Source organism: Algoriphagus boseongensis (assembly GCF_004362805.1).
Lineage (GTDB): Bacteria > Bacteroidota > Bacteroidia > Cytophagales > Cyclobacteriaceae > Algoriphagus > Algoriphagus boseongensis.
The window spans coordinates 1,325,065-1,348,578 of sequence record NZ_SNYF01000005.1 but is presented as its reverse complement, the minus strand read 5'-3'; the positions used below and the strand labels follow the sequence as shown (position 1 = coordinate 1,348,578).

At 41.4% G+C, this 23,514-nt stretch carries 16 protein-coding genes; 5 read left to right on the top strand and 11 right to left on the bottom strand.

Going from position 1 to position 23,514, the window contains the following annotated elements; all coding sequences use genetic code 11:
* The first annotated feature begins 189 nt into the window (after positions 1-189).
* The 3 genes from DFQ04_RS05790 to DFQ04_RS05780 all read left to right on the top strand — a co-directional run bounded on the left by DFQ04_RS05790 (position 190) and on the right by DFQ04_RS05780 (position 5,267).
* A complete protein-coding gene (locus DFQ04_RS05790; RefSeq protein ID WP_133553582.1) occupies positions 190-2,100 on the top strand; it encodes a polysaccharide biosynthesis protein in 1,911 nt (636 codons plus the stop codon).
* Positions 2,101-2,220: 120 nt separating this feature from the next.
* Positions 2,221-3,801, top strand: coding sequence for an NAD(P)/FAD-dependent oxidoreductase (locus tag DFQ04_RS05785; RefSeq protein WP_133553580.1), 1,581 nt, complete (start codon positions 2,221-2,223; stop codon positions 3,799-3,801).
* 86 nt (positions 3,802-3,887) lie between these two features.
* Positions 3,888-5,267, top strand: coding sequence for an exonuclease domain-containing protein (locus tag DFQ04_RS05780; protein ID WP_133553578.1), 1,380 nt, complete (start codon positions 3,888-3,890; stop codon positions 5,265-5,267).
* Between the two features lie 4 nt (positions 5,268-5,271).
* Here DFQ04_RS05780 and DFQ04_RS05775 read toward each other — a convergent pair whose 3' ends face one another.
* Positions 5,272-7,314 carry a S9 family peptidase gene (locus DFQ04_RS05775; RefSeq protein WP_133553576.1) on the bottom strand — a complete coding sequence of 681 codons (2,043 nt, stop codon included), beginning with the start codon at positions 7,312-7,314 and terminating at the stop codon, positions 5,272-5,274.
* 158 nt (positions 7,315-7,472) lie between these two features.
* Here DFQ04_RS05775 and mscL point away from each other — a divergent pair, with 158 nt between their 5' ends.
* The gene (mscL, locus tag DFQ04_RS05770; RefSeq protein ID WP_133553574.1) at positions 7,473-7,895 is read left to right on the top strand and encodes a large-conductance mechanosensitive channel protein MscL; all 423 of its coding nucleotides are present in this window, start codon (positions 7,473-7,475) and stop codon (positions 7,893-7,895) included.
* A gap of 37 nt (positions 7,896-7,932) precedes the next feature.
* Here the strand turns inward: mscL and DFQ04_RS05765 are convergent, their stop codons facing one another.
* The 10 genes from DFQ04_RS05765 to DFQ04_RS05720 form a co-directional block, all read right to left on the bottom strand.
* Positions 7,933-8,376 (bottom strand): hypothetical protein, encoded by a 444-nt coding sequence (locus DFQ04_RS05765; protein WP_133553572.1) that lies wholly within the window; start codon positions 8,374-8,376, stop codon positions 7,933-7,935.
* Positions 8,377-8,382: 6 nt separating this feature from the next.
* Positions 8,383-8,733, bottom strand: a complete 351-nt coding sequence (locus DFQ04_RS05760) for a hypothetical protein (protein WP_133553570.1) — start codon at positions 8,731-8,733, stop codon at positions 8,383-8,385.
* Positions 8,734-8,764: 31 nt separating this feature from the next.
* A complete protein-coding gene (locus DFQ04_RS05755; protein ID WP_133553568.1) occupies positions 8,765-9,310 on the bottom strand; it encodes an RNA polymerase sigma factor in 546 nt (181 codons plus the stop codon).
* Between the two features lie 89 nt (positions 9,311-9,399).
* A complete protein-coding gene (locus DFQ04_RS05750) occupies positions 9,400-10,323 on the bottom strand; it encodes a universal stress protein (RefSeq protein WP_133553567.1) in 924 nt (307 codons plus the stop codon).
* Between the two features lie 420 nt (positions 10,324-10,743).
* Positions 10,744-12,219, bottom strand: coding sequence for a lipopolysaccharide biosynthesis protein (locus DFQ04_RS05745; protein WP_133553566.1), 1,476 nt, complete (start codon positions 12,217-12,219; stop codon positions 10,744-10,746).
* 44 nt (positions 12,220-12,263) lie between these two features.
* Entirely contained in the window at positions 12,264-12,380 is a 117-nt protein-coding gene (locus DFQ04_RS18490) for a FeoB-associated Cys-rich membrane protein (protein WP_133553565.1), read from the bottom strand.
* 1 nt (position 12,381) lies between these two features.
* Positions 12,382-14,514 (bottom strand): ferrous iron transport protein B, encoded by a 2,133-nt coding sequence (feoB, locus tag DFQ04_RS05735; RefSeq protein WP_133553563.1) that lies wholly within the window; start codon positions 14,512-14,514, stop codon positions 12,382-12,384.
* Between the two features lie 5 nt (positions 14,515-14,519).
* Positions 14,520-14,741 carry a FeoA family protein gene (locus DFQ04_RS05730; RefSeq protein ID WP_133553561.1) on the bottom strand — a complete coding sequence of 74 codons (222 nt, stop codon included), beginning with the start codon at positions 14,739-14,741 and terminating at the stop codon, positions 14,520-14,522.
* Positions 14,742-14,816: 75 nt separating this feature from the next.
* The gene (locus tag DFQ04_RS05725; protein ID WP_133553559.1) at positions 14,817-15,455 is read right to left on the bottom strand and encodes a hypothetical protein; all 639 of its coding nucleotides are present in this window, start codon (positions 15,453-15,455) and stop codon (positions 14,817-14,819) included.
* A 64-nt stretch (positions 15,456-15,519) separates the two neighbouring features.
* Complete coding sequence (locus DFQ04_RS05720) at positions 15,520-17,817, bottom strand: TonB-dependent receptor plug domain-containing protein (RefSeq protein WP_166637263.1); 2,298 nt, start codon at positions 17,815-17,817, stop codon at positions 15,520-15,522.
* A 405-nt stretch (positions 17,818-18,222) separates the two neighbouring features.
* Here DFQ04_RS05720 and DFQ04_RS05715 point away from each other — a divergent pair, with 405 nt between their 5' ends.
* Positions 18,223-23,505 (top strand): hypothetical protein, encoded by a 5,283-nt coding sequence (locus DFQ04_RS05715; RefSeq protein ID WP_133553555.1) that lies wholly within the window; start codon positions 18,223-18,225, stop codon positions 23,503-23,505.
* The last annotated feature ends 9 nt before the right edge of the window (positions 23,506-23,514 follow it).

Sequence of the window (23,514 nt, the reverse complement as noted above, 5' to 3'; positions counted from 1 at the left end):
TTTCAAAATATAATATTTGGCTTTCAAGTAATATGTTTTGAAGTAAGCCTATAAAAAGCTGATTTTTTATAATAATATTTCAAATTTTTCCATAATAATTGAAAATAACGTAGAAATCTGCTTACTTTGTATCCTATTAAAATCAAGTGTAGGTAGTACATATTTTAACCTATTTGATAAAATTTTACTATGAATTTTTTATCCCGGCTTAAAATTCTCCCCAGGTGGATCATTGCCTTATTCGACTCTTTAATTCTATTTTATTGCGCATTATTCGGGTATTTGGTTCGATTTAATTTCGAATTACACCTTATAGAGGAGTACGACGCATTTGCTGGAAGTTTCACCTTTATGATCGGTGGCCTCTTGGTAATGCAAAATACCCGAAGCTACGAGGGTATTGTGAGACATACAGGATTTCGAGACGGATCAAACATCTTTAAAACCGTAATGATTACCTTTATCCTTTTCTTATTCCTTAATTTCTTCCACGGGAATTTCCTAAATGACCGTTTCCTTCTACCAACTTCAGTTTTGATTATCGCCAGCCTTTCAGCGCTTTTTATGCTGATTTTCTACAGACTTCTGGTAAAAGAATTGTTCGTATATGTGAAAAATGGAATTTCAGAGAAGCATTTGAAACATGGAGTAATATTTGGTGCTGGAGAAGCTGGGATTATTGCTCAGGAGGCTATTAAAAGAGATAGCAAAAGCCAATTGAATATTGTTGCTTTTTTAGATGATGACGATAAAAAAGACGGAAAAAATATCGACGGTAAGAGAATTTATAGGGGTATTGGAGATCTTGAGAAATTAGTCAATCAGTTCCATATCACTGAATTGATCATTGCGGTCAGGGATCTTTCTGTAAAGCGAAAAAGCCAGATTATTGATGAATGCCTTCGATTGAATGTTTCCGTGTCTATCGTCCCCCCAGTTGACCAATGGATCAATGGTGGCTTGACTGCAGGTGCGATTCGAGAAGTAAAGATTGAAGACTTGCTGAGCAGGGATCAGATTGTTTTGGACAACCCAAGAATTGAGGAAGATCTTAGCGGCAAAATAGTAATGGTGACCGGAGCAGCTGGTTCTATCGGATCAGAATTATGCCGACAGATTTGCCATTATCATCCAAAGCTCATTATCATGCTAGATATCGCGGAATCACCTTTGTATGATATCGAGCAGGAATTCAAGGAACTTCATCCGGGATGTAGCATTAAGATTATTTTGGGCGACGTCCGGAATAAGAAGAAAATGAAAGAGGTTTTCAGAGAATTCAAACCTCAAGTTGTTTTCCACGCTGCTGCCTACAAGCATGTTCCGATGATGGAAAATTATCCTGAGGAGGCCATTCATGCTAATGTAATCGGTACAAAAGTTCTGGCTGATTTGGCGGTTTTAGCCCAGGTTGAAAAATTCGTTTTTGTCTCTACCGACAAAGCTGTAAACCCGACCAACGTGATGGGGGCCAGCAAAAGAGCTGCAGAAATGTACGTTCAAGCTCTTAATCAGTATTTGGATTCTAATCACAAGAAATTCCATACCAAGTTTATTACGACTCGTTTTGGAAACGTATTAGGTTCCAATGGATCCGTAATTCCATTGTTCAAAAAACAAATCATGAATGGTGGACCGATCACCGTTACCCATCCAGAAATCACCCGTTACTTTATGACCATTCCTGAGGCTTGCCAGTTGGTTTTGGAAGCTGGAGTAATGGGAGAAGGAGGAGAGATTTATGTCTTTGACATGGGTGAGCCGGTTAAGATTTTGGATTTGGCTAAAAAGATGATTCAACTTTCTGGAAAGAAAGTGGATCAGGATATCAAAATTGTATTCAGTGGTTTGAGAGAAGGAGAGAAGTTATACGAGGAACTATTGAATGACTTTGAAACGGTGAAAATTACTCACCATCCTAAAATCAAAATCGCTCAGGTATTGCCATCATCTTACCATAGAATTGATGGTCAGATCGAGCTTTTCCAAGAATTGGTGAATAAAAACAATGAAACCGATCTGGTTAGACACCTGAAATCTTTGGTTCCTGAATATATTTCAAACTCTTCCAGATTTGAGGTATTGGATAGAATGAATTAAAATAGAATCAAATCTTAAAAATTTAAAATCGGCTAGGCCGATTTTTTTTTGCCCAAAAGCTAGCTTCAAAAGGTGGATTGAGGCTTACCTTTGTCCTGATTTAAGGATAAATACCTTACCATGAAAAAGAATCTTACCCTGCAATTAAGCCCAGAAGAGGCTTATGATCCGGAAGTGTTTAAAAACACGGTTTTGAAAAAGTCCGGGCTTTCTCCCGAAACTCCCCATTCATTCGCAAGACAAATACGGAGATCAATAGATGCCAGAGGGAGGAAAGTGATCGTCAACGTTGAGGCTGAACTTTTTCTCAATGAAAATCCCGGATCACTTTTGGATCATTTTCCGGAATATCAGGATGTCCATCATTCCGAACCTATTATCATTATTGGAGCAGGTCCGGCGGGTTTATTTGCTGCGCTTCGCGCTATTGAGTTGGGAGTGAAGCCAATTGTTATCGAAAGGGGAAAAGACGTCAGAGCTCGAAGAAGAGATTTGGCGGCAATCAATAAAGAAGGAATTGTCAATCCAGACTCCAATTATTGTTTTGGAGAAGGAGGAGCAGGTACTTATTCCGATGGAAAACTCTATACCCGATCCAAAAAGCGTGGGGATATCCGAAGAATCATGGAGATTTTGGTTGCTCATGGGGCAACCGAAGAAATTCTGGTAGACGCTCATCCTCATATCGGGACTAATAAATTGCCGATTTTGGTAGCAAAACTTCGAGAATCCATTTTAGAGGCAGGGGGAGAAATTCTTTTTGAAACCAGAGTGGAAGATTTCCTGATCGAAAATGAGGAAATTAAAGGCGTAAAAACCCAAGATGGGGAAACGATAAAAGGCCTTGGGGTTATTTTGGCAACGGGGCATTCCGCAAGGGATATTTTTATGCTTTTGGATGCCAAGAAAGTCTATATAGAAGCCAAGCCTTTTGCATTGGGTGTTCGGATAGAACATTCCCAAAACCTGATTGATAAAATCCAATACCATTGTGAGATTGACAGGGGGCCTTATCTACCTGCTGCGGCCTATTCCCTAGTTCAGCAAACTGAGTACCAAGGTAAGCAAAGGGGAGTTTTTAGCTTTTGCATGTGCCCGGGTGGGTTTATTGTTCCTGCAGCGACTTCTCCCGGAGAATTAGTCGTCAATGGCATGAGCCCGAGTAGGAGGGATTCCAAGTTCGCCAATTCAGGAATGGTTGTTTCTGTGGAATTGGAAGATTTACCTCAATATCAAAAATACGGTGCCTTGAGCGCCATGCATTTTCAGGCTGAGGTGGAGCAAAGGGCTTGGGAAATAGGAGGGAAGAACCAAACTGCTCCTGCGCAGCGCATGGTTGATTTTGTAAATCGAAAAGTGAGTAGTTCTCTTTTGGATACTTCTTACCAACCCGGATTGAACTCGGTGGAAATGAGGGAAGTTTTACCTGATTTTATCAGTGCTCGTATGGCTATGGCTTTCAAAGCGTTTGGACAAAAGATGAAAGGATATTTCACCAATGATGCACAGCTCATCGGAGTGGAAAGTCGGACCTCCTCACCTGTTCGAATTCCCAGAGACCGAGAATCTTTCGAACACCCACAAATCAAACGTCTTTACCCATGCGGTGAGGGTGCAGGATATGCTGGTGGAATTGTTTCTGCTGCAATGGATGGAGAAAGATGTGCTGAGAAGCTTATCGCGGCTTATGTGAAGAAATAGGGGTTTTATTCTTCGATTTTGTAGACTTTCAAGTCAATTCCTGTCTTTGCCACCAATCTCTTTTCTTAAAAGATTACCTTTAAAGAATGGAATTCGCGATTGTGGATATTGAGACAACGGGTGGTTCTCCTGCTGGAGGAGGAATCACTGAGATTGCCGTCTTGATACACAATGGACAGGAAATCACAGATGAATACCAAACCCTGATCAATCCCGGTCATTCAGTTCCGCCTTATATTACTGGCTTAACTGGAATTGATAATTCAATGGTGGCCAATGCGCCTACTTTTGAGGAGATCGCTGATGAACTTTGGGAACTTCTGGACGGGCGGGTTTTTGTCGCTCATCAGGTGAATTTTGATTTCAGTTTTATCCGGGAAGCATTCGCAATACAGGGGAGAAACCTGAATTCATCCAGAATTTGTACAGTTCGCTTGGCTAGAAAAGTATTTCCGGGTTTGGGATCCTACAGTTTGGGAAGACTTTGCGAAAGCCAAAAGATCCCCATTTTGGCCAGACACAGAGCCATGGGAGATGCCAGAGCCACTGCAATTCTCTTTGACCGGATGTATAAATTAAAGGAAGAGACCATTCTTTCGTCCCTGAAAAGAAATGCCGGGGAATCCTTTCTTCCCCCTAATTTTTCTCTTTCCAAGTTTAAAGAAATCCCGGAATTCTGCGGGGTGTATTACATGCTTAATGATAAGGGGAAGGTGATTTATGTGGGTAAGGCCTTAAATATCCGGGAAAGATTCAAAGGACATTTTTCGGGCAAAGTTTTGCCTCATCTCAAGCAGCAGCTTAAGGCTGAAATCACTTCTCTGGAGTGGAAACTCACAGGTTCGGAAATGATGGCTTTGCTTCTGGAAACCTTGGAAATCAAGCGGCTCTGGCCGAAATACAATTCCGCTCTAAAGCTTCCCAAGACACTTTGGGGTTTGTTCGAATATCAGGATAGCTCTGGATATTACCGATTTCAGATTGCCAAAGTCACCCGAAATCTCCGACCACTGGAAACCTTCTTCAGCTCCGAGGAAGCCCAGCAGTTTTTAAAGTCAGGAATTGAGTCTTTTCAGCTTTGTCAAAAGCTTTGTGGATTACGAAAAGTGACTTGCCAGACGATTCAGGATCAAAACTGCAAGGGTGCCTGCCAATCTGGGGAAACTCCAAAGAAATACAATTCCCGTGCTTCGGAGTTTATTTCACTAATCAGGAAAAGCAAAAAGGACCTTCTTTTAACATTACCTGGAAGAAATTCTGGAGAAAAAGCCCTTTGTCAATTTGAAGGAGGAATGCTTAGTCGCTTCGGATTTGTCAAGGAAGAGGAGGAAAGTCTGGAATCCTTGGAGGTAGTTCCCAGGATCCCAGAGACTTTTTATGTGTTGCGGCAGTTTCTGCCCACTTTGGACTTGGAGACCATCAAAATTTTGGATCCAAGTCCCTCGACCACTCCCTCACTTTTCTAGGAAATCAATTGGCCTTTCCTTCCAGCATAAGCAGAAAGGTGTACTCTAAAGCCAACTCTTTCAAGGCATTGAATCGACCCGAGGCTCCACCATGTCCTGCTTCCATATTGGTATGAAGGAGTAGAAGGTTAGTATCGGTTTTGAGTTCCCTCAGTTTGGCTACCCATTTGGTAGGTTCCCAATATTGCACCTGAGAATCATGCAGACCTGAAGTGACTAACATATTGGGATAGTCCTTGGCTTCCACATTGTCATAAGGGGAATAGGAGAGCATATACTCGTAGTACTCCTTATTCTTTGGATTTCCCCATTCCTGAAATTCACCTGTGGTAAGGGGGATACTTTCATCCAACATGGTCGTAACCACGTCTACAAATGGAACATTGGCGATGATTCCATGGAAAAGTTCTGGCTTGAGATTGATGACAGCTCCCATCAATAATCCCCCTGCACTTCCTCCCATCGCATAGAGATGTTGGCTGGAGCTGAATTTTTCTGAGATCAAATGCTCTCCACAAGCGATAAAGTCAGTGAAGGTGTTTTTCTTTTTGAGCATTTTTCCATCCTCATACCAATGCCTTCCCAGATCTTCCCCTCCCCGAATATGGGCTATCGCAAAGACAAAGCCTCTATCCAACAAGCTTAGTCTGGTGCTGGAAAAATATGCATCCATGCTGTAGCCATAGGATCCATAGGCATAAAGAACCAAAGGATTTCCCCCATTTTTTTGGAAAAGGGATTTCTTGTAGACCAGGGAAATGGGAACTTTTACTCCGTCTTTGGCTGTCGCCCAAACTCTCTCAGAATGATATTGCTCGGGGTTATGACCACCTACCACTTCCTGACGCTTGAGGAGCAGTTTTTCCCGAGTTTCCATATGATAATCATAGGTAGTGGAAGGAACGACCAGAGAATTATAGCCAAACCTTAGCATCTCAGTTTCAAATTCCGGATTGATACTGATCCAAGCGGTGTAGGTCTCATCATCAAATTCTAAGGAATGTCCTTCTCCTTCCCAAGGTTTGATTTTGATCTGCGTGAGTCCATTGCTCCTTTCCTGAGTGACCAAATACTTGGAGAAAAGATTAAAATCCTCAAATAGAACTTCTGGTCTGTGTGGGATCACATCTATCCAGTTTTCCTTAGAGGGTGCTGAAATGGGAGCTTTAACCAATTTGAAGTTTTGGGCATTTTCATTGGTTCGGATCCAAAAGTATTCCCCATAATGATCCGCTGCATATTCCAAATGCGGGATTCTTTTCTGAAGCATTTGAAATTCCCCCTCTGGATTTTCAGCCTCCAGGAATCTCATTTCCGAGGAAATGGTGCTTTCAGAATGGATAAAAAGGAATTTCTCGGACTTGGACTTGTGGACTACACAGGAAAACTCCTCGTCTTTTTCTTCAAAGATCAAAATGTCTGATTGAGGATCAGTGCCCAAAATATGCTTGTAAACCTGGAAAGATCGGAGCGTCTCTGGATCTTGTTTGGAATAAAATAGGGTTTGGTTATCCGCTGCCCAAACAAGATTCCCGGTGACATTCGGAATGCTTTCTCCCAAAATTTCACCTGTTTCAAGGTTTTTGAAAAAGATAGTATAGATTCTTCTTCCGACCTCATCTGCCGCAAAGGCTAAAAGTTTTTGATTAGGAGTAGTCACTGTTGCTCCAACTTGAAAATAGGCCTTGCCTTCCGCCAGTTTATTCACGTCCAGAATGATTTCCTCTGGGCTTTCCAAACTCCCGGATTTACGGCAGAAAATCGGATATTCTGCCCCTTGAGTGTAGCGGACATACCAATAATACCCAGATTTAAAATAGGGGACGCTTTGGTCATCTTCCTTGATTCTGCCTTTCATTTCCTTGAAAAGTTGATTCTTAAACTTTTCAAATGGCTTCATGGTATGCTCTAAAAATGAATTTTCAGCTTCCAGATAAGCAATCACTTCAGGGTTTTCCCGCTCATTCATCCAGTAATAATTGTCAACTCGCTGATGACCATGGATTTCTAACAATTTTGGCTTTTTTATAGCTCCAGGTGGGTTCATATCAAAGATTTTGTCTGCAAGGTTAAAGAAAATTCAGGCTTTTTGGTTCAGAAAAATATTTTGAATCAAGTAATTTGACCTATCTTTTTTGCTCTTAGTATTGGTAAAACCTATTATTTTCAGAATATTTATAAAACTAACTATCAACCTTACACTTTATGGGAATGCTTAAAGAATTTAAAGAGTTTGCCGTCAAGGGCAACGTCATCGACTTGGCAGTCGGTGTAATCATCGGTGGAGCTTTCGGAAAGATTGTTTCCTCCTTTGTAAATGATGTGGTCATGCCTCCAATCGGCCTTTTGGTCGGAGGGGTGGATTTCAAGGATCTGAATCTTGTTTTGAAAGAAGCTTCCTTAAATGAAGCAGGTGAGGAGATCGCTGCGGTTACCTTGAATTACGGGATGTTCATTCAAAATGTGGTGGATTTCGTGATCATCGCATTTGTGATATTCTTGGCAATCAAAGGAATCAATAGTATGAACCGTAAAAAAGAGGAGGCACCAGCTCCTCCACCTGCGCCACCAGCACCAACTCCAAGCGAAAAGCTTTTGGAAGAAATCAGAGATTTACTCAAAAAATAAAAGCAAAATGCCTCGGAATATTTCGGGGCATTTTTATTTAGTTTCCTCCTCCTCTTTGCCTTTGGTAAAGTTGCCGGGTGAAGTCCCTTGCGATATTGTTGAGCATGAGGATTTGTTTGGATGTTAGAACTTTGGAAGCTTCGGCTACAAAAGCCCGCTCGTCTTTGATCATTTTTTCTTCCAATTGGAATCTTTGCTGAATTCTGGATTTGGCTTCTTCTTCACTTACTTCATTTGCTCCTCTGCCCAGATTGGCGATTTGGCGCATGGTAGCCTCTTTTTGCTCAGTGAACTGATTGAAAATCGGCCAAAACTTCTCGGCCTGTTCCGGGGTAAGGTCTATTCTGGTAGTGATAAAGGCAATTCTAGCTGCCTGAAGCCGCTCAGGGTCAATTTGCTGCCCAGGAGGTCTCTGTCCATATGCATCACCTGCATGGAAGATCAGAAAGGACAAAAGGAAGATATAGAATAGATTTTTCATAGCTAATTAAAACCAGTCATCTTCTGGCCATTCAGAGTTGATTTGAGATAATTCTTCTTCTAAGATTTGGTCAAGGATAGCGTTGGGATCGTCAGAAAGACTTAAGACATCCTCAGCTGTCCATTGGTTGCTTTCGATATATAGCATCGCTTGATCGTCTATTGAAACCGGGCTCGTGGTAGACTTATTTCCTCCATATTGCCATATTCCAAGGGATAGAACCAAAACAGCTGCTGCAGCATATTTCCAATAAACCTGCTGATTCTTTTTTCTTGCCCGCTGAAGAATGCTGTCCTGAAGACCGTCAAAATAGCCATCTGGAGCATTGAATTCTTTGATTTTGGGTAATTTTTCCATCGTTTGTTAGACCTGATTGATCCGGTAAGGTTTATTCGGCTAGTACAAATTGTTCAATTTTTTTCACAGCGTGGTGATAGCTGGCTTTGAGGGCTCCCACGCTGGTGCCTGTAATTTCAGCCATTTCCTCATAACTCAATTCCTCCTGGTACTTCAAATGAAACACCAACCTTTGCTTTTCCGGTAATTTCAAAAGAGCTTTTTGGAGTTTCAGCTGAATTTCATCTCCACTTAAATTTCCGGGCTGATCCAAATAGGACTCCAGTTTTTCCTGATGATCATCCACTGAAAAGAAGAATCTTTTTTTCTTTTTTTCAAGAAAACTCAGGGTTTCATTGGTAGCTATTCTGTAAATCCAGGTAAAAAGGGAAGAGTTCCCTTCAAACTTTTCCAGATTCCGAATTGCTTTGATAAAGGTGTTTTGAGTAAGGTCGTCCGCATCTTCATGGATCAAAACCATTCTTCTCACCACCTGATAGACCTTTTTCTGATAAGTTTCGATCAAAAGCCTATAGCCCAGTTCACGGGAAAAAGGGCTTTGGATTTTCTCCAGGATTTGCTGATCGATTTCTTTCATTGTTGCCTTGTTAGACAAAGCTGAAAAATTAAGGTTTAATCAAAAAAAGAAATGAGCCGGATTTTCGACTCATTTCTTTTGATTTCAGTTTAGATTTCAAGGATATAATCCAAAATCCCGGCATTTTTTCCTTTGGGCCTTGTGACTAAAAGTGGTAGGCTGTCATTGTATTGGATCAATCGTTCTGCCATACTTCCTATAAAAAGGGCCGTAGCGGCAGTTCTTCCTTTGGCACCGATAATAATTCCATCAGCTCCGATTTCTAGAGCTTTGGAGACAATTTCCTGAACTGGATCATCATCATCGTCCTTGGTGTAAATAGGGGTGATGTTAATCCCTTTAGTGTCAATTTTTCGAATGAATTTCTTGTAATTGATTTCTGCATGCATTCGCATCACTTCGGTAAATTCTTCATAGGTTTTTCCGGTGAAATGATAGCCAGATGGAACGTTGAACACGTTTTGACAGACTATTTCTACTTTTCCTCCGTGCTTTTCAGCGATCATAATGGCTTCTTCTAGAGCATCTTTGGAATATTCCGAAAAGTCACTGGGTACAAGCAGTTTGTTCAATTTTGGCCTAGAGCCTTCAGGTACAATTAAAAGTGAACAACTAGCCCTTCTTGCCAATCGTTGCGAAGCTACACCAGTGCCAGGGAGATCAACCTTTCTTCCTATGATGACCATGTCCGCAGATTTCTCTTCGGCTAGTTTCAGGATCTTTTTGGAAAGGTTACCTTCTTTGACAACATAGCTGATGGTCAATCCTTTTATTTCAGGGAAATGTTGTTTGACCACTTTTTCCATCGCTTCTTTCCTTTCATTGATCATGTTTTCGATCAAATTCGGAAACTCCTCCAAGACTTCTTTCGGGATAGAAAGGTTCTTGATCACATTGGCGAAGTAGATCTTTCGAGTCTGATTTACTTTGGCAATGAAGGCAGCATGTTCGATCAGGGTCTGGTCTATTGGAGTTTGGTCCAGACAAACGATCAATTTTTTAATCAGATACATGGCTACTGAGGTTTTGCACTGCAAATTTAAATTTAGTCTAGTAATCTATTCAGAAAATCGCAAAATATAATTTTGATTTTTATCAGGTAAATCCCTTTTCCTTGGATTTCAATCAGTTCTGGGTTCTCTTCTGTAAAATATAATTTGGAAGGTTTTTTTTGTCTGAAAACCCGGGGCCTGATTTCGGCCTTATTTTATCAGGAATACCCAACTCCTCTCTATCAAAGTCGTATATTTGCATGGTCCGGGCCGTCGACATGTTCAAACTTCACAATTTAAAAACAATTACGAGTGAAGCCCTCTCCAAAAACAGGCCTCACCTCGATACCCTTCGAGGCCTCGCACAAAACGCAGGATAACAGTGGAAGTTTGCGGTTTCAAGGCAGCTCAAATCTTGTCTATACGGAGGTTTGTAACACTCTAAGGCTCGGACTTTTTTAATCTCTTTTTGATAAATTTCCATTCCTCATTTCCCACATTCAATACTTTGGAGAGCAAAATATAAACGCCCAAAACCAAAGTCGATTTGATCAATATGATTAAAAAAGGGATCAACTGAAGTTCTGGTAGAATTCCAATTGCCAAGCAAATGAATCCGATAAAAAGGATTTTTGCTGTATCCCAGCTGAATGGTTCCAGATTTAATTTTGCCTTGAGATAGGCGTATTTCACCAAATTGAAGAGGAGCATAACCAAAGCTGAACCCATAGCAGCGCCTTCAATACCATAGATTGGAATCAGCCAGTAATTAACCAGAATGATCAAGGCACTCATGGCAATGGTCAAAATCAGGTTGAATCGGTAATACTTTGAAAACACCAAAATCTCGCTGTTTACAGAAAAGGCCACATCAAAGATTTTCCCAATTCCGATATAGAAAACCACCCATTTACCTGCCTGATAGATTTCCCGATTTGGTACAAAATGGTAGATCTGGTCAATACTGTTCCAGATCAAGGCAAAAAGGAAAAGGCATATATACAGTTGACGATTGGATATTTGCCGATAGAGACGATTGATTTCAGGGATTTGATTTTTTGCAAAATGATCAGCGATAACGGGCATACTTACCTGAGAAATTGCCCGCCTTGGTAATTCGATTACCAAAGCCATGTAAAAAGCAATCGAATAGATGGCATTTGCCTCCAGACTTACCATGGAGCTCACCATGATGGAATCAATCTTCATGATCAGAGTAGAAGCCGCCGTCGCTAAAAAAGTGATCAAACTAAATCGGAGAAAGGAGCTCCTGAATCCCTTTGGGAAATTAGTCCAAGTGAAATCTAATTTGAGCACTCCGAGCCAAATCAAATAGATCAACACTCCAACCAATGCAATTCCATAAACCAACACCAGTCCTTGCATGACTTGCTCAAAACTGATCCATTTGAGCAGGTAAATTCCGACTAAAATGGAGGTCAATAACCTCAAAAACACTTCCCTAAAAAAGGTGGGGATAGCTACTTTTAAATAAGACCTCGCAAATGCATCTAAAACACTGCTCAAAAGCGAAAAGAGTGTGATCAATAATACTATTCCCAAAAAGTCTACGACTTCTGGAGAGTTGGTAGCAAAGAGTGAAATGATGGGTTCCTTAAAACCAAAAAACAGCAAGCTAACCAAAGCAAAGCCTAAAAGTGAAAATAGCAGGCTATAGCTGAGAAAAGCAGATTGGTTTTTTTCGAGTTGGGGAAAAAATCTAGTGATTCCATGTCCAACTCCCAATTGAGCAAAAGGAACAAATAGTAATCCTAAATCCTGGATTGTCCGGAAAGTTCCTAATTGAGTAGCATCAAGAGAATAGGGATAAAGCCAAAGTACATTGATGTAACCCAAAACTACACCGAGGTAGGAAAAAATAGCGGTTTGTATGCTCTGGCTGGCGATTTTGCCCATGTGCCAAATGTATCAAAAAATCATTAGGGGAGAAAGGCGCCTTTTCAGGGTTTGGCGCATTTATCGCAGCCTGGCTGAGTTTTCGGCTGAAGGAAAAACTTCCTTGTCAGATAGAAAACTGCTCCCAGCACAATAAGTCCAACTAGTATTTCCTGCCACATATTAAGAGAAAATTTGGAAGGTTATAAAGGCCATGACATAAGCCAGAATGCTCATGTAGGCTGTTTGGATTAACGGCCATTTCCAAGATTTAGTTTCCCTTTTGACTACTGCCAAGGTACTCATGCATTGCATTGCAAAAACATAGAATACCATCAAGGAGAATGAGGTAGGGACATCAAAAGTCGGTTTTCCGGTATTGGAATTGATTTGCTGGCTAAGTTTTTCCCGGATGGTTAATTCATCTTCCACATCTCCACCTATACTATAAATGGTCGCGATGGTAGAAATAAATACCTCTCTGGCGGCAAATGAAGTGATCAAGGCGATTCCGATTTTCCAATCATAACCCAAGGGCTTGATTACCGGCTCAATGGCTCTTCCCATGATTCCAATGAAAGAGTTTTCCAAAAGCAGGGAGCTGGTTTCAGCTTCAATGGCAGCTATTTCGGACTCATCGGTAACATTTTCCAATCTTGCTTCACCTTGCAATCTTACCTCTTCCATTCGGGAAGGAGGACCATAGGTTGCCAAAACCCAAAGAATAATCGAGATAGCTAAAATTACCTTTCCAGCTTCGAAAACAAAGGTTTTCGCCTTTTCAAACATGGTAATTCCTACATCTCCCCATCGAGGTAAACGGTAGGGTGGAAGCTCAGTCATCAAGAAGCTGTTTTCTTTGGTCTTCAGGATAAACTTCATGACCAAGGAAGTAAATAGAACACCTAAAACACCTAATAAATACAAACCAAGCAGAGCCAAGGCTTGCATATTGATAAATCCAAAAATCAACTCATCTGGTACAGTCAGACCGATCAGAATGATGTAAACCGGAAGTCTAGCAGAGCAACTCATCAATGGGGTGACCATGATGGTGATCATTTTTTCTTTCCAGTTGGAAATATTTCTAGCGGCCATTACTCCAGGAATCGCGCAGGCAATTCCGGAAACTAGAGGAACTATACTTTTTCCATGCAAGCCAAATGGTCGCATCCATCGATCCATCAAAAAGACAACTCGGGACATATACCCCGTATCTTCCAAAATCGCCAAAAATCCAAAGAGCAGGGCGATTTGGGGAATGAAAATTACCACTCCACCAATTCCTGGGATTACACCTTCAGAAATTAAGCTTGTCAATGGACCAGCTGGAAGAAGGTCATTTATATAACCTGTCAATTCAGCAAACAAGCCATCAATCAAATCCATGGGATAGGAAGCCCAGGTAAAGATAGTCTGGAAAATCACCAATAAAATCCCCGCAAAAATCAGATACCCCCAAAATGGATGAAGCACCACCGAGTCTATGGATGATTTAGGTTTGGCAGCTTCTTTCTTGGTAACTGCCTGGGTTACGATATCTGTGATTTTTTTATAGCGGAGTTTGGTCTCCTCTAGCTGTGCCTCTTCCAAACTGAAGTTCATGGTTTGGAACAATTGCCCTAGCCAAAGCCGGTCTTCCTCAGGCATGGCCACGTCTTTTGCTCCAAAACGGATCATCTGATAGGCTTGATAGGCGTTCTCCAGCTCAAATTTAGCTTTTACCTTTTCAAGGATTTCAACCGGAATAACCTGCTTGATATCTACCGTCTGGCTTCCTTTGGAGAAATTCTTTTCACTGATCAGAGATTTGACCTGGTCCAGTCCTTTTTGGTTTCTGGCGTCTGTGGAAAGGATTGGAACTCCCAAAGCCTTGAAAAGCTCATAGGATTTGATCTCAATTTTCCGCTTTTCAGCCAAATCCGACATGTTCAGGATAATGGCCAGATTCACGCCCAAATCAATCAATTGGGTAGCTAAAAAAAGTCCTCTTGAAAGCTGGGAAGAATCAATTACCATCAGCACATAGTCTGGACGGGCTTCGATTTTGGTATGATTGAGGACTCGGTGAGCAATGATCTCATCCTCTGAATTTGGGAATAGGCTATAAGTACCGGGAAGATCAAGAATCTCGAAATTTTCTCCTTTCAGGTTGATCAGGCCTGTTTTTTTATCCACGGTCACTCCCGGATAATTTCCGATTTTCTGGTTTAACCCAGTCAAATAATTGAAAATCGTCGACTTCCCTACATTGGGATTACCGATGATTGCCACACGACTGGACTGGATTTGCTTGGAAAGGAGGGTTTCAGACATGGATATTAAATCAATTCCACCCGGATTAGTTCTGCCTCTGATTTTCTTAAGGCGAGGAGGGTTTCTTCCATTTGAAAAGCCATAGGCCCTCCAGAGGGAGCTTGGTGATGAAGGGTAATGTATTTTCCGGGTAGGAAGCCTAATTCCATCAAATTGATTTTCAGGGGTGAAGGAAGAATCTCAAGGATTTTTCCGGATCTATTCAAAGGAAGGGCTGCTGCAGTCATTGGGTTTACATTCACCTTTGCGGCAAAGGTAGCAGTATTTGGAATGAATCTAAAGAAAAATAAAGAAGATTTTTGTCAGTTTTTCGGGCCTATTTTCAAGACTTCTTTTGGAATTAGGAATTCCTTTCCTTTTTCCAGTTTCAAAATAAAGTCTAATTCCAAGTCAATATTTTTTCCGGGATCCATCATAAATCCTGTTGTAATAAATTCACCCAAATACAGGAATTGGGGCTCTTTTAAGAATTCTGAAAGACTGATTAATTGGCTTTGGAAAAAGTTTTTGAAGCCAAAAAGCTCAGTAATGTCTTGTCCAGCCTGTAAAGTTGTTCCATCTCCCAATTGAACTTCCTTGGTATTGATTACCTGTAGGTCGATCAGCTTTTCTTTGGAACTAAGTGGGGCAGGACTACAGGCAAGTGCTGTTCCTAATCCCCAATGAAAACCAAGTTCACCGGGTAATTCACTAACTAGGTTAAATTCATTGATCCGAAATGCTTTGACAACCTGATCAAAAGGTTTGGTCTCGGATGGATTTACTTCCTTATTATCAGAGGAAAGAGTTAGGACTTCAAAAGATCTGATTTCCACACTTTTCGGAGGAGTCGTTGGTCCACAGCCACAGGAATCGGTGCAAAATATTTCGCAACCCGGAATAATGGCTAAAAAACCAAAAAGTAAACCGGAAGTAAATGTGTTTCTAAGCCAGCTTTTCATAGAGGATTCTCTTGATTTTAACCCTATTAAAATCAAAAGGTTACCTGAATGAAATAAAAAAGGCTTAGAAACTAGCTTTTAGAGAAAGGGTGAAATTTCTTCCCGGAGCAACGATTCCTGAGCTGTAAGGGCGATACCTTTGGTCGCCTATGTTTTCAAGTCCAGCTGAAATGAAGAAGTAATTGCCAAGCTGGAAGCTGGAATTTAGGTTAACTACTAACCAAGAAGGAGAATAAGGATTTCCATTTTCGTCAGTGGCATAAATGAAGGTTTTGGATTTTTCTTCATTCGGCATTTCTTCAAATGAGCGTTCGGCGCTGTATTGGGCTGAAAAATCAATCTTCAATCGTCCAGTTTGATAGCTGAGTCGGCTAAGGCCAAAAGCCGGAGCAGCATGTCTGGAAGGGCTTTGGCTTTGGTCATCCAATTCTTCGGTTCCTTTTTGCCAATTGTATCTAGTAAGGAAAACCCAGTTATTACTGATTACCCATTCCAATCCTGCTTGGATTCCATACACCTTGGCAAATGCAGCATTCTGAATGGCTAAAACCTTGCTTTCCTCTCCATCATAGATGATTTCTGACTTTCCATCTAGAGTATATGGTCTTCTTACCATGGCATTGTCCAGGAAGGTATAAAAGCCCGTAAGGTCAAGTTTTAACCGGTTTTCAAAATGCTTATTCAGGTTGATTTCAGCATTGTAGGCGTACTCTGGCTTTAGGTCTGGGTTTGGTACAATGACCGCACCTGGCTCAGAGTCAAAGATTTTTCCGATATCATCCACATTTGGAGCTCTAAATCCGGTAGAGATTAGAGGAGAAATGGAAAAGGAAGGTTCAGGTGAATAAATCAATCCCAAATTTCCGGTCAAGGAATGATGCTTGTCTTTGGACTCTGTAAATGGGAGAGGGAAAAAGTCTGCATTGTTGGTGAAATCTGCCGAGATCTCTGTGAAGTTGTATCTCAACGCGGATTGGAATTTCCATTTCTCTGAGAGGTGACGATGGTAACTTCCATAAACAGCCACGGAATTCCAGTTAGAATTCGGATATCTGGAAGATGCGGGTTTTTCGATTGAAGTTTCAATTGCTCGCTGAATTCCTGTGGATTCAACCTGATTAGTTACCCATTCAGCACCATAGCTTAGGTGAGACTCATCATTCAGGTATTTTAAAAAGTCAGCATTGAGCGAATAGGCATTTACTTTTTCTTTTCTATCAAATTCAGAACCTGCTCCTAGTCTTCGGTCTATTCTGCTTTCTTCGAAATATTGCTGCGCAAATATGATTTTAACTTGATCAAACCAATCCGTTTTCTTCCTCAAAGTCCATTTGAGGTTATTCATCATCCAGATTTGTGGTCCATAATCCCATCTTGAGAATCGAAGCTGTCCGTTTCGTTTTTCAATCAAACGGTCATATCTGGGAATATCTGAAGAGGCGGAATAATGGAAACCATAATCCAGTGTGGAGTTTTCTCCTGATTTCCATAAGACTTTTTGCATCAGATTGAGCTGGGAATAGGCACTACCAACCTGCTTCAATGGATCTGGATTTACCTTGACTACATCGGTATCATTTTCTCTTACTACAAAATCCGGCCTCAAATAGGAATCCTGTCCTCCATTTTTACCCATTTTCAAATCCCCATAATCAAAATAGCTAGCGCTGGTGATGAATTTCAATTTGTCACTTCCATAGCTTAAATCCCCATGGAAAGACTTTTCAGCATAGGCAGAAGAAAATCTGGAAATGAAATTTCCAGAAAGTCCTGAGCTTTCCAATTTGCGACTAAGAGTTTCAAAAACCATCACCCCACCAATGGCATCAGAGCCATACATTACCGATCCCGGTCCAAATTGGATTTCTGTGTTTTCAATGGCAAATGGGTCTAGAGAAATGACGTTTTGAAGATTCCCGCTTCTAAAAATCGCGGTGTTCATACGTACTCCATCAATAGAATAGAGCAATCGGTTAGCTGAAAAACCTCGGATCATTGGGCTTCCACCACCCAATTGGCTTTTCTGAATAAATACCTCACCGGAAGATCCCAGCCAGTCTGCGGTGTTGGAAGGATTTCGTAATAAGAGTTTGGATTGGTCAAGCCTTCTGACCTTTTCAGGAATATCCGTTTGGTTTTGCCTCCATCTGCTGGATGAAATCACCGCAGCATCAAGAGTCAAATAGTCAGCTTGAAGGAGAACTTGAAAGTTATTTTGAGCCAATTCTTGCCATGAAGTGCTTACTAAACTGTATCCGAAAAGTTGGAAGTAGAGCTTTGGCTCATTTTGAAATATGCCGATGTCTACTTTTCCATCTTGGTTGGTTAGTTTGATTACCCCTCCTTCAGTTTTATAAATCATAACACCGGATAAGGGAGTCTTAGAATTTGATTCTATAACGCTTACCTCCTGGCAAAAAACGCTGCAAAAAGGCAAACAAATAATAAGTAGGAAAATGGGTAGTGCTTTCATGGGAACCGATGAGCAAATAAAAATAAAAATTAGATGTCTCAGGAAAGAAAAATAGATAGGCGGTATTGGGGAGATTTTGAGTTGCTTTGGATATTTCCAATTTTGAGATTGGATTATCTTTAGGATTTATATAAATGCTTGAAAATTAACTCGTTTTAATTTGTTTTGCTTGGGATTTTTTATGTAGCTTATCTTACTATTTTTCAGATTAGACGGGTAATTTCTATTAATTTTTACGGAGTGATTTCCTGAATTTCCTGAAGGTAGGATTCTTTTTAATCAAAATTTTTACCTATGGAAAAAGACCCAATACAATCCTTATTGGCCCAAATAATGGGGCAATTAGATGCCCAAACCTCAAAGGATGAAAAAGTCCTCAATGAAGGCTTGTTAGAGTTAGCAAAGGCAATTCCCAGTCAGGAAAGGTCATCGATTTTTCCAGAAAAGCTCTCGGTTCAATCCTCTGATTTATTTTACCGAAGCGCGCTGACTTCCAAGGAAGAAAAGAAGCTGGATAAGCTAATTAAAGAAGCAAAGGCGGAGACGACCGTTGCTGATTCAAGGATTTTCGTGAGGGAAACTCCAGTACGATCCTCTCAGATTCCAGGATCTGTACCCAACTGGGCTCAGGGCGCCAAAGTTGAAAAAACCATTGGGCCAATTACCAGAATAGATGGTCGACAGGTCTTTGTGGATGTATATCGGGTAGAAAAGTTAATTGCCCTTAGAAAAAATGGTACGAATGAGCCCTTACTGTATTTCAAAGCTGAGTTTTCTGAATCAAAACTCAAAAAGCTTAATTCCCCACCGGTAGAGGTTACTGATACTTACAAAATTGTCCCAGGAAGTATTTGGATTAAGGCCAATTTACTTGCGGCTGGAGCTCCAAATGATCGATTTGTGGGACTTCAGGTGAAATCTGGTCATATTAAACTTTCTGCCAATCCCAATCTCAGTGGAGAAAACTTGGTATTGACAGCCCTGTGTACCGTCCAAGTTAATCTGCAATTGGAGTCCTCCAGTCCTTTTGTAAATGGAAACAAAAAACATGGTAAGGATGCTGCTCAGGCAGAGCTCAAGACACCAGAGACTTTTTCATTCACCTTTGGAGGTCCATTAGTCCCAAAAATCACTGGGCTAGGACCAAGTAGTTTGAAAGCTTATAAAGAGGTTTGGAGTTTCTCTTTCCAAGCCAATAAAGCCCCTTCTTACTCCACACAATTGAATAGGGTATTGATCCCTTTGATTTCGTCTAATTCCAAATTTTCTCCCCAAAAACAGGTAAGTCCTCTTTTGGAAATGGAGGGAGAGGCCTCTTTGAGCCAAAGTTGGTGGGGAATTCCTGCTGCTGTTTTGGATCTTAATGCACCCTTGCAGGCAGCAGGAGCGGGAGGAATAATACTAGATGTCAAGGAAGGTATTCAAGCCAAATGGAAAGGCTTAGATGGAAATTCCATTAAGCTTGGCTCTATTCAAGTCCTAGCTGATCCCGGAAGAATTGGAATCACAGCATTGGCTGGATCGGCTCAGGACAGTTTTCAGAAATTTTCCCATTGGAAAGACAAGCTCAATCCTCATGGAACAGAGCTTCTGATCAGGATTCCAGAAAATCCTTATTTAATCTTTAATTCTCTTGCCGAAGGGGTAGAACTTATCCTGACCAAATGCCATGCACAGGCCAAGGTGGATAGGCCAAAATTGGTCAATGGCCACGCTGTGGAAGTGAAAACCAAGGATTCCTTGCTGATTTTGGCAGGTAGTGACCAGGCGAATCTACTTTATCTGATTGATGATAATATTTTGTGGGACAATAAAACCCCATTTCAAAAAGTTCCAACTTTTAAAAACCTAGCTTTAGCATTGGAAAATGCCCTGTTTACAGTTTCTCCTGTAAATGGGCTTTTGATTTTTGGGACCTGCGATTCGACTTGGACCAAAATCACTGACTCGGTCACCTTTTTGAATTTTGGACTGGTCAGTTATCTGCCTACGCTTCCAGATCCATATTTGGCAAATTTTGGAATTTTGGGACGTTTGTCTGGAAAAGGGGGGGCTCTTAATCAAATTGTCAGTTGGCTGTTTTGCAGAATAGTCCAAAAATCGGTTCCTGAAAAAGAAGATGAAGTGATTGTAAGTTTCCATTTTGGCAATCAACAAAGTGCTCAGCAAACTTCTCCTTCGGGTACTATCAGCCCTCAACATGTTGACGTGAAATCCCTTCACATGGCGGATAGCGCAGTCCCTGATTCAGTACTAGGGGTTTTGAAAAACTCAAACAGTGTAAAGCAGAAAAAGGATATACCAAACTATGAGGAGGGCTATAAACAGAAGACTGCAATTTTAGAGACTGATTATTTTGCCCTTTTGGACGTAAGCTCCAATGCCAATCAGGTAGGTGTCAGCTATGGAATGAATCCTCAAACGATCAGTAGGAGAAGAGAGACTGTAGGAGTGGCAAGAAGTACAGGTGAAAATGAGGCGACTATTGACGGTACCTCATCAGAGATGATTACGGTAGAAGGAATGCAGGTAAAAGTTCCTGGACATTTTGCACGAATCTTTCTTTTGCCTCAAGTCGCATGGGAGCCCACCATTAACACCTTCGAACCAGTTCAGCCAATGGATCCTCCGGCAGGCTTTAATTATTATCCAAACGATGGGGGCCCCACTCGCTTACTCAATACAAGTACTCAAAACGTAACTTTGGCTCCGATCCCTTTGACTGACTTTTTGATCCAGAATTTCAAAGATAAAAAAGCAGACATCTTAGCCCAGTTTACCCTTCCTTTTGGACTAAAGGCCTTGGCTAGGCTGGATCATAGTCCAGATTACAATGGGAAAAACCCTAAAGTGGAAATGAACAGACCCTCTTTCAAAGATAGATTGTTTGGAGGGATTCAAATCAGAGCTATTGGAGGAGATGCTGGGGCAATTTGGCCTCAGGAGCCCCATTTAAATGACTCCCCCATGTTTGAGGGAAATACTACCCAATTGAATAATATTCTAGACCTATTTGGAAACCCAACTGGAGCCAGTACACTGGGAGATTCTGTAACTGTAATTTTCAATGGGGAATTTGGTATCAATGCTGCACAATCCAAAGGGGTCCCTGTTTCCACGATTGATTTTACAGGCTATGGAGCCAGCACGTTTTCGAATTGGCTAAGTCCAAGCGCGGCAATAGCCCAGACCAGTCAGGCAAGATTTGATGTGATGCTTGGACGAACTTCACACGAGATTATTCAGGTGAAAAGTTTGGTTTACCCATGGGGGATCAGGGTGGTTCGTACAATTACACTATTCCGAACTAGCTCAGGATTTATTTATCGATTAGATAGCGGATGGCAACCAGAAACCGATGGGCTTTTTGATTTTAGGTATAAATTCAAAATAAATGGACAGACCCAGGAGGTAGAGCCTTACCGAATCCATCCTGGTACTATACGAGGACTTTTCAATATCAAAAATATCAGAGAGGACGCTGGTATGGCTGATTTTGAAAGAGCTGACCTTAGAAAAACAGGGGATACATACATAGATCCAGATGGAAATCAACAGACATGGAATAAGCCAAACGAAAATATTCCTGTTTTCTGTAGACCTGTTTGGTTCGATGCTGATGTAGAGCTTGAAAATCTTGTTCAAGGTCACAGCCAAAATAGAACACCTGCCAAGAAAATACTTGGGTACGTACAGCTTGCTCCTTCTGGTGTCCCTTTATCTCCTTCGAGATTTAGGGAATTACTTGATATGCAGGGAGGTTTGATTGGGGGAGACATTGATTGTATCATGGATTTGAACAAGTCAGGTCAGCAGATGAGGATTACCCGATTCGATTTTTCCCATGCTAAAGATCCCTCAAAAGCAGATCCTGTATTTGTGGCATCTGCCCGAGGAAGTGTCATTTTACCAAAGACCGGAAGTTGGAGTATTGTTCAGCATAATGTGGGTACAGGAGAAGTGACACCACTTCCACAGCATGTACCAGTTCCGATTATCAGAGTAGGAGAGTGGACCAAAAATTTTGTCAAGACCCCACTGGATCTGCCCAAAGTTTTGTTGAGGATGGCTTCGCCTTCAGAACTATTAAGAAATCCTGTTCCAGAGACCCTGAATTTTGGAATCTTACAGACGACGTCCACCCAAAAGGCTTTGATTTTGGCTCCTTCTTTTGAAAAAGGCAGGGCCAAGCTTATGAGCAAAATTCCACCGCTATATGCAGATGCCTATAGCCTGATGGCTGGAAATGGAATTTTTCCCAATTCAGGCAACGCTATTAACGAGTTTGGAAAAGCATTCCCTATCCTGACAGGTACTGGTAGTGGTCTAAATGCAGTCAAAGTCTTTGTCGAGCGCGCAGATATTCAGGATGGGACTTCTAATGTGTTTGAATTGCTGGCAATCGAAGCCAAGAAACAAGGGGAGTCCATTGTAGATCAGGGTTTTAAATTATTGGCTGGAAAAGCTAATGAAGGATTGAATAAAGCCTTGGCATTTGATATCCCTCCTTTTGAGACTGATTTGGTGAATATGGAGGGGTTGAGAATCTATATTCAATATGCCACTACTGAGAAAAGAACAGGGCAACCTGATAAATATGTAGACTCCAAACTCAATTTTGACATTGATTCCTTTGCAGCCGATGCGGCGAAAACCTGGAAAAGCAGATTGAATAATCTGGCCATGGTGGTCGATCTGGGTGATTTTGAGGGGCTGATGAAGATCAAAGGGAATTTCGATTCTAAAAAAGGGTCTGAATCAGGTTATAAAGGAGAAAAAGACAGCGATTTCCCAAGTCTTGGCTATCCCACTCCTGATGTGGAATTTCATAAAGACCTCCAACCGGTAATTGATTTACTGCAAGTTTTGGCCTCCTTGAGTGAGGGGGATTATGGTGCAGTGATGAAAAAGGGATTGGAAATAGCCATGAGTAATGCCGGAGAGATCTGGGAATACAAGTTTGAGGCTAAGAAGGAGATTCCTTTAGTCCGATTCCCTCCAGAAGAAAACCTTTACAACTCTCCAACCACACCACTCAAACTAGAGGCAGGTTTGGAGTTGGGAGTATATTTCAATGCTGCGCTTAAAGTAACCTCAGATCCTAAGCAACTCCTTCCGACAGCCGGTGCATACATAGGCTTTAGAGGTGGGCTTCAGGTTCTTTGCGCTTCTGTAGGAGTAGGCTCCATTTTCGCCGTAGGAGAAGTAGCCCTTCAAATCGCCTGCGATACCAAAATTGGCCCAAGCCTGACCATGAAATTTGGTTTTGGGGTATCCATTGCGGTTGGACTTCCGGTTGTAGGCACTGTCTCGGTGACCTATATAGTCGGATGTGAATTGTACGCCACCATGTCTCTATTTAAGGTGACAGCTTATATGCTGTTTAGAGGACATGCAAGTTTGGTGGGTGGATTGGTAAGTGTGACGATTTACATCGAAGCAAGTGGCGCCATAACCCGCCAGAATGGTGTCACTGATTGTACCGCCTCAGTGACTTTTGGTTTGGATATCAGTATCTGCTTTATCATTGATATCAGCTTTGAAGAAACATGGCAAGAATCCCGTCAGATAGCTTAATACAATTTT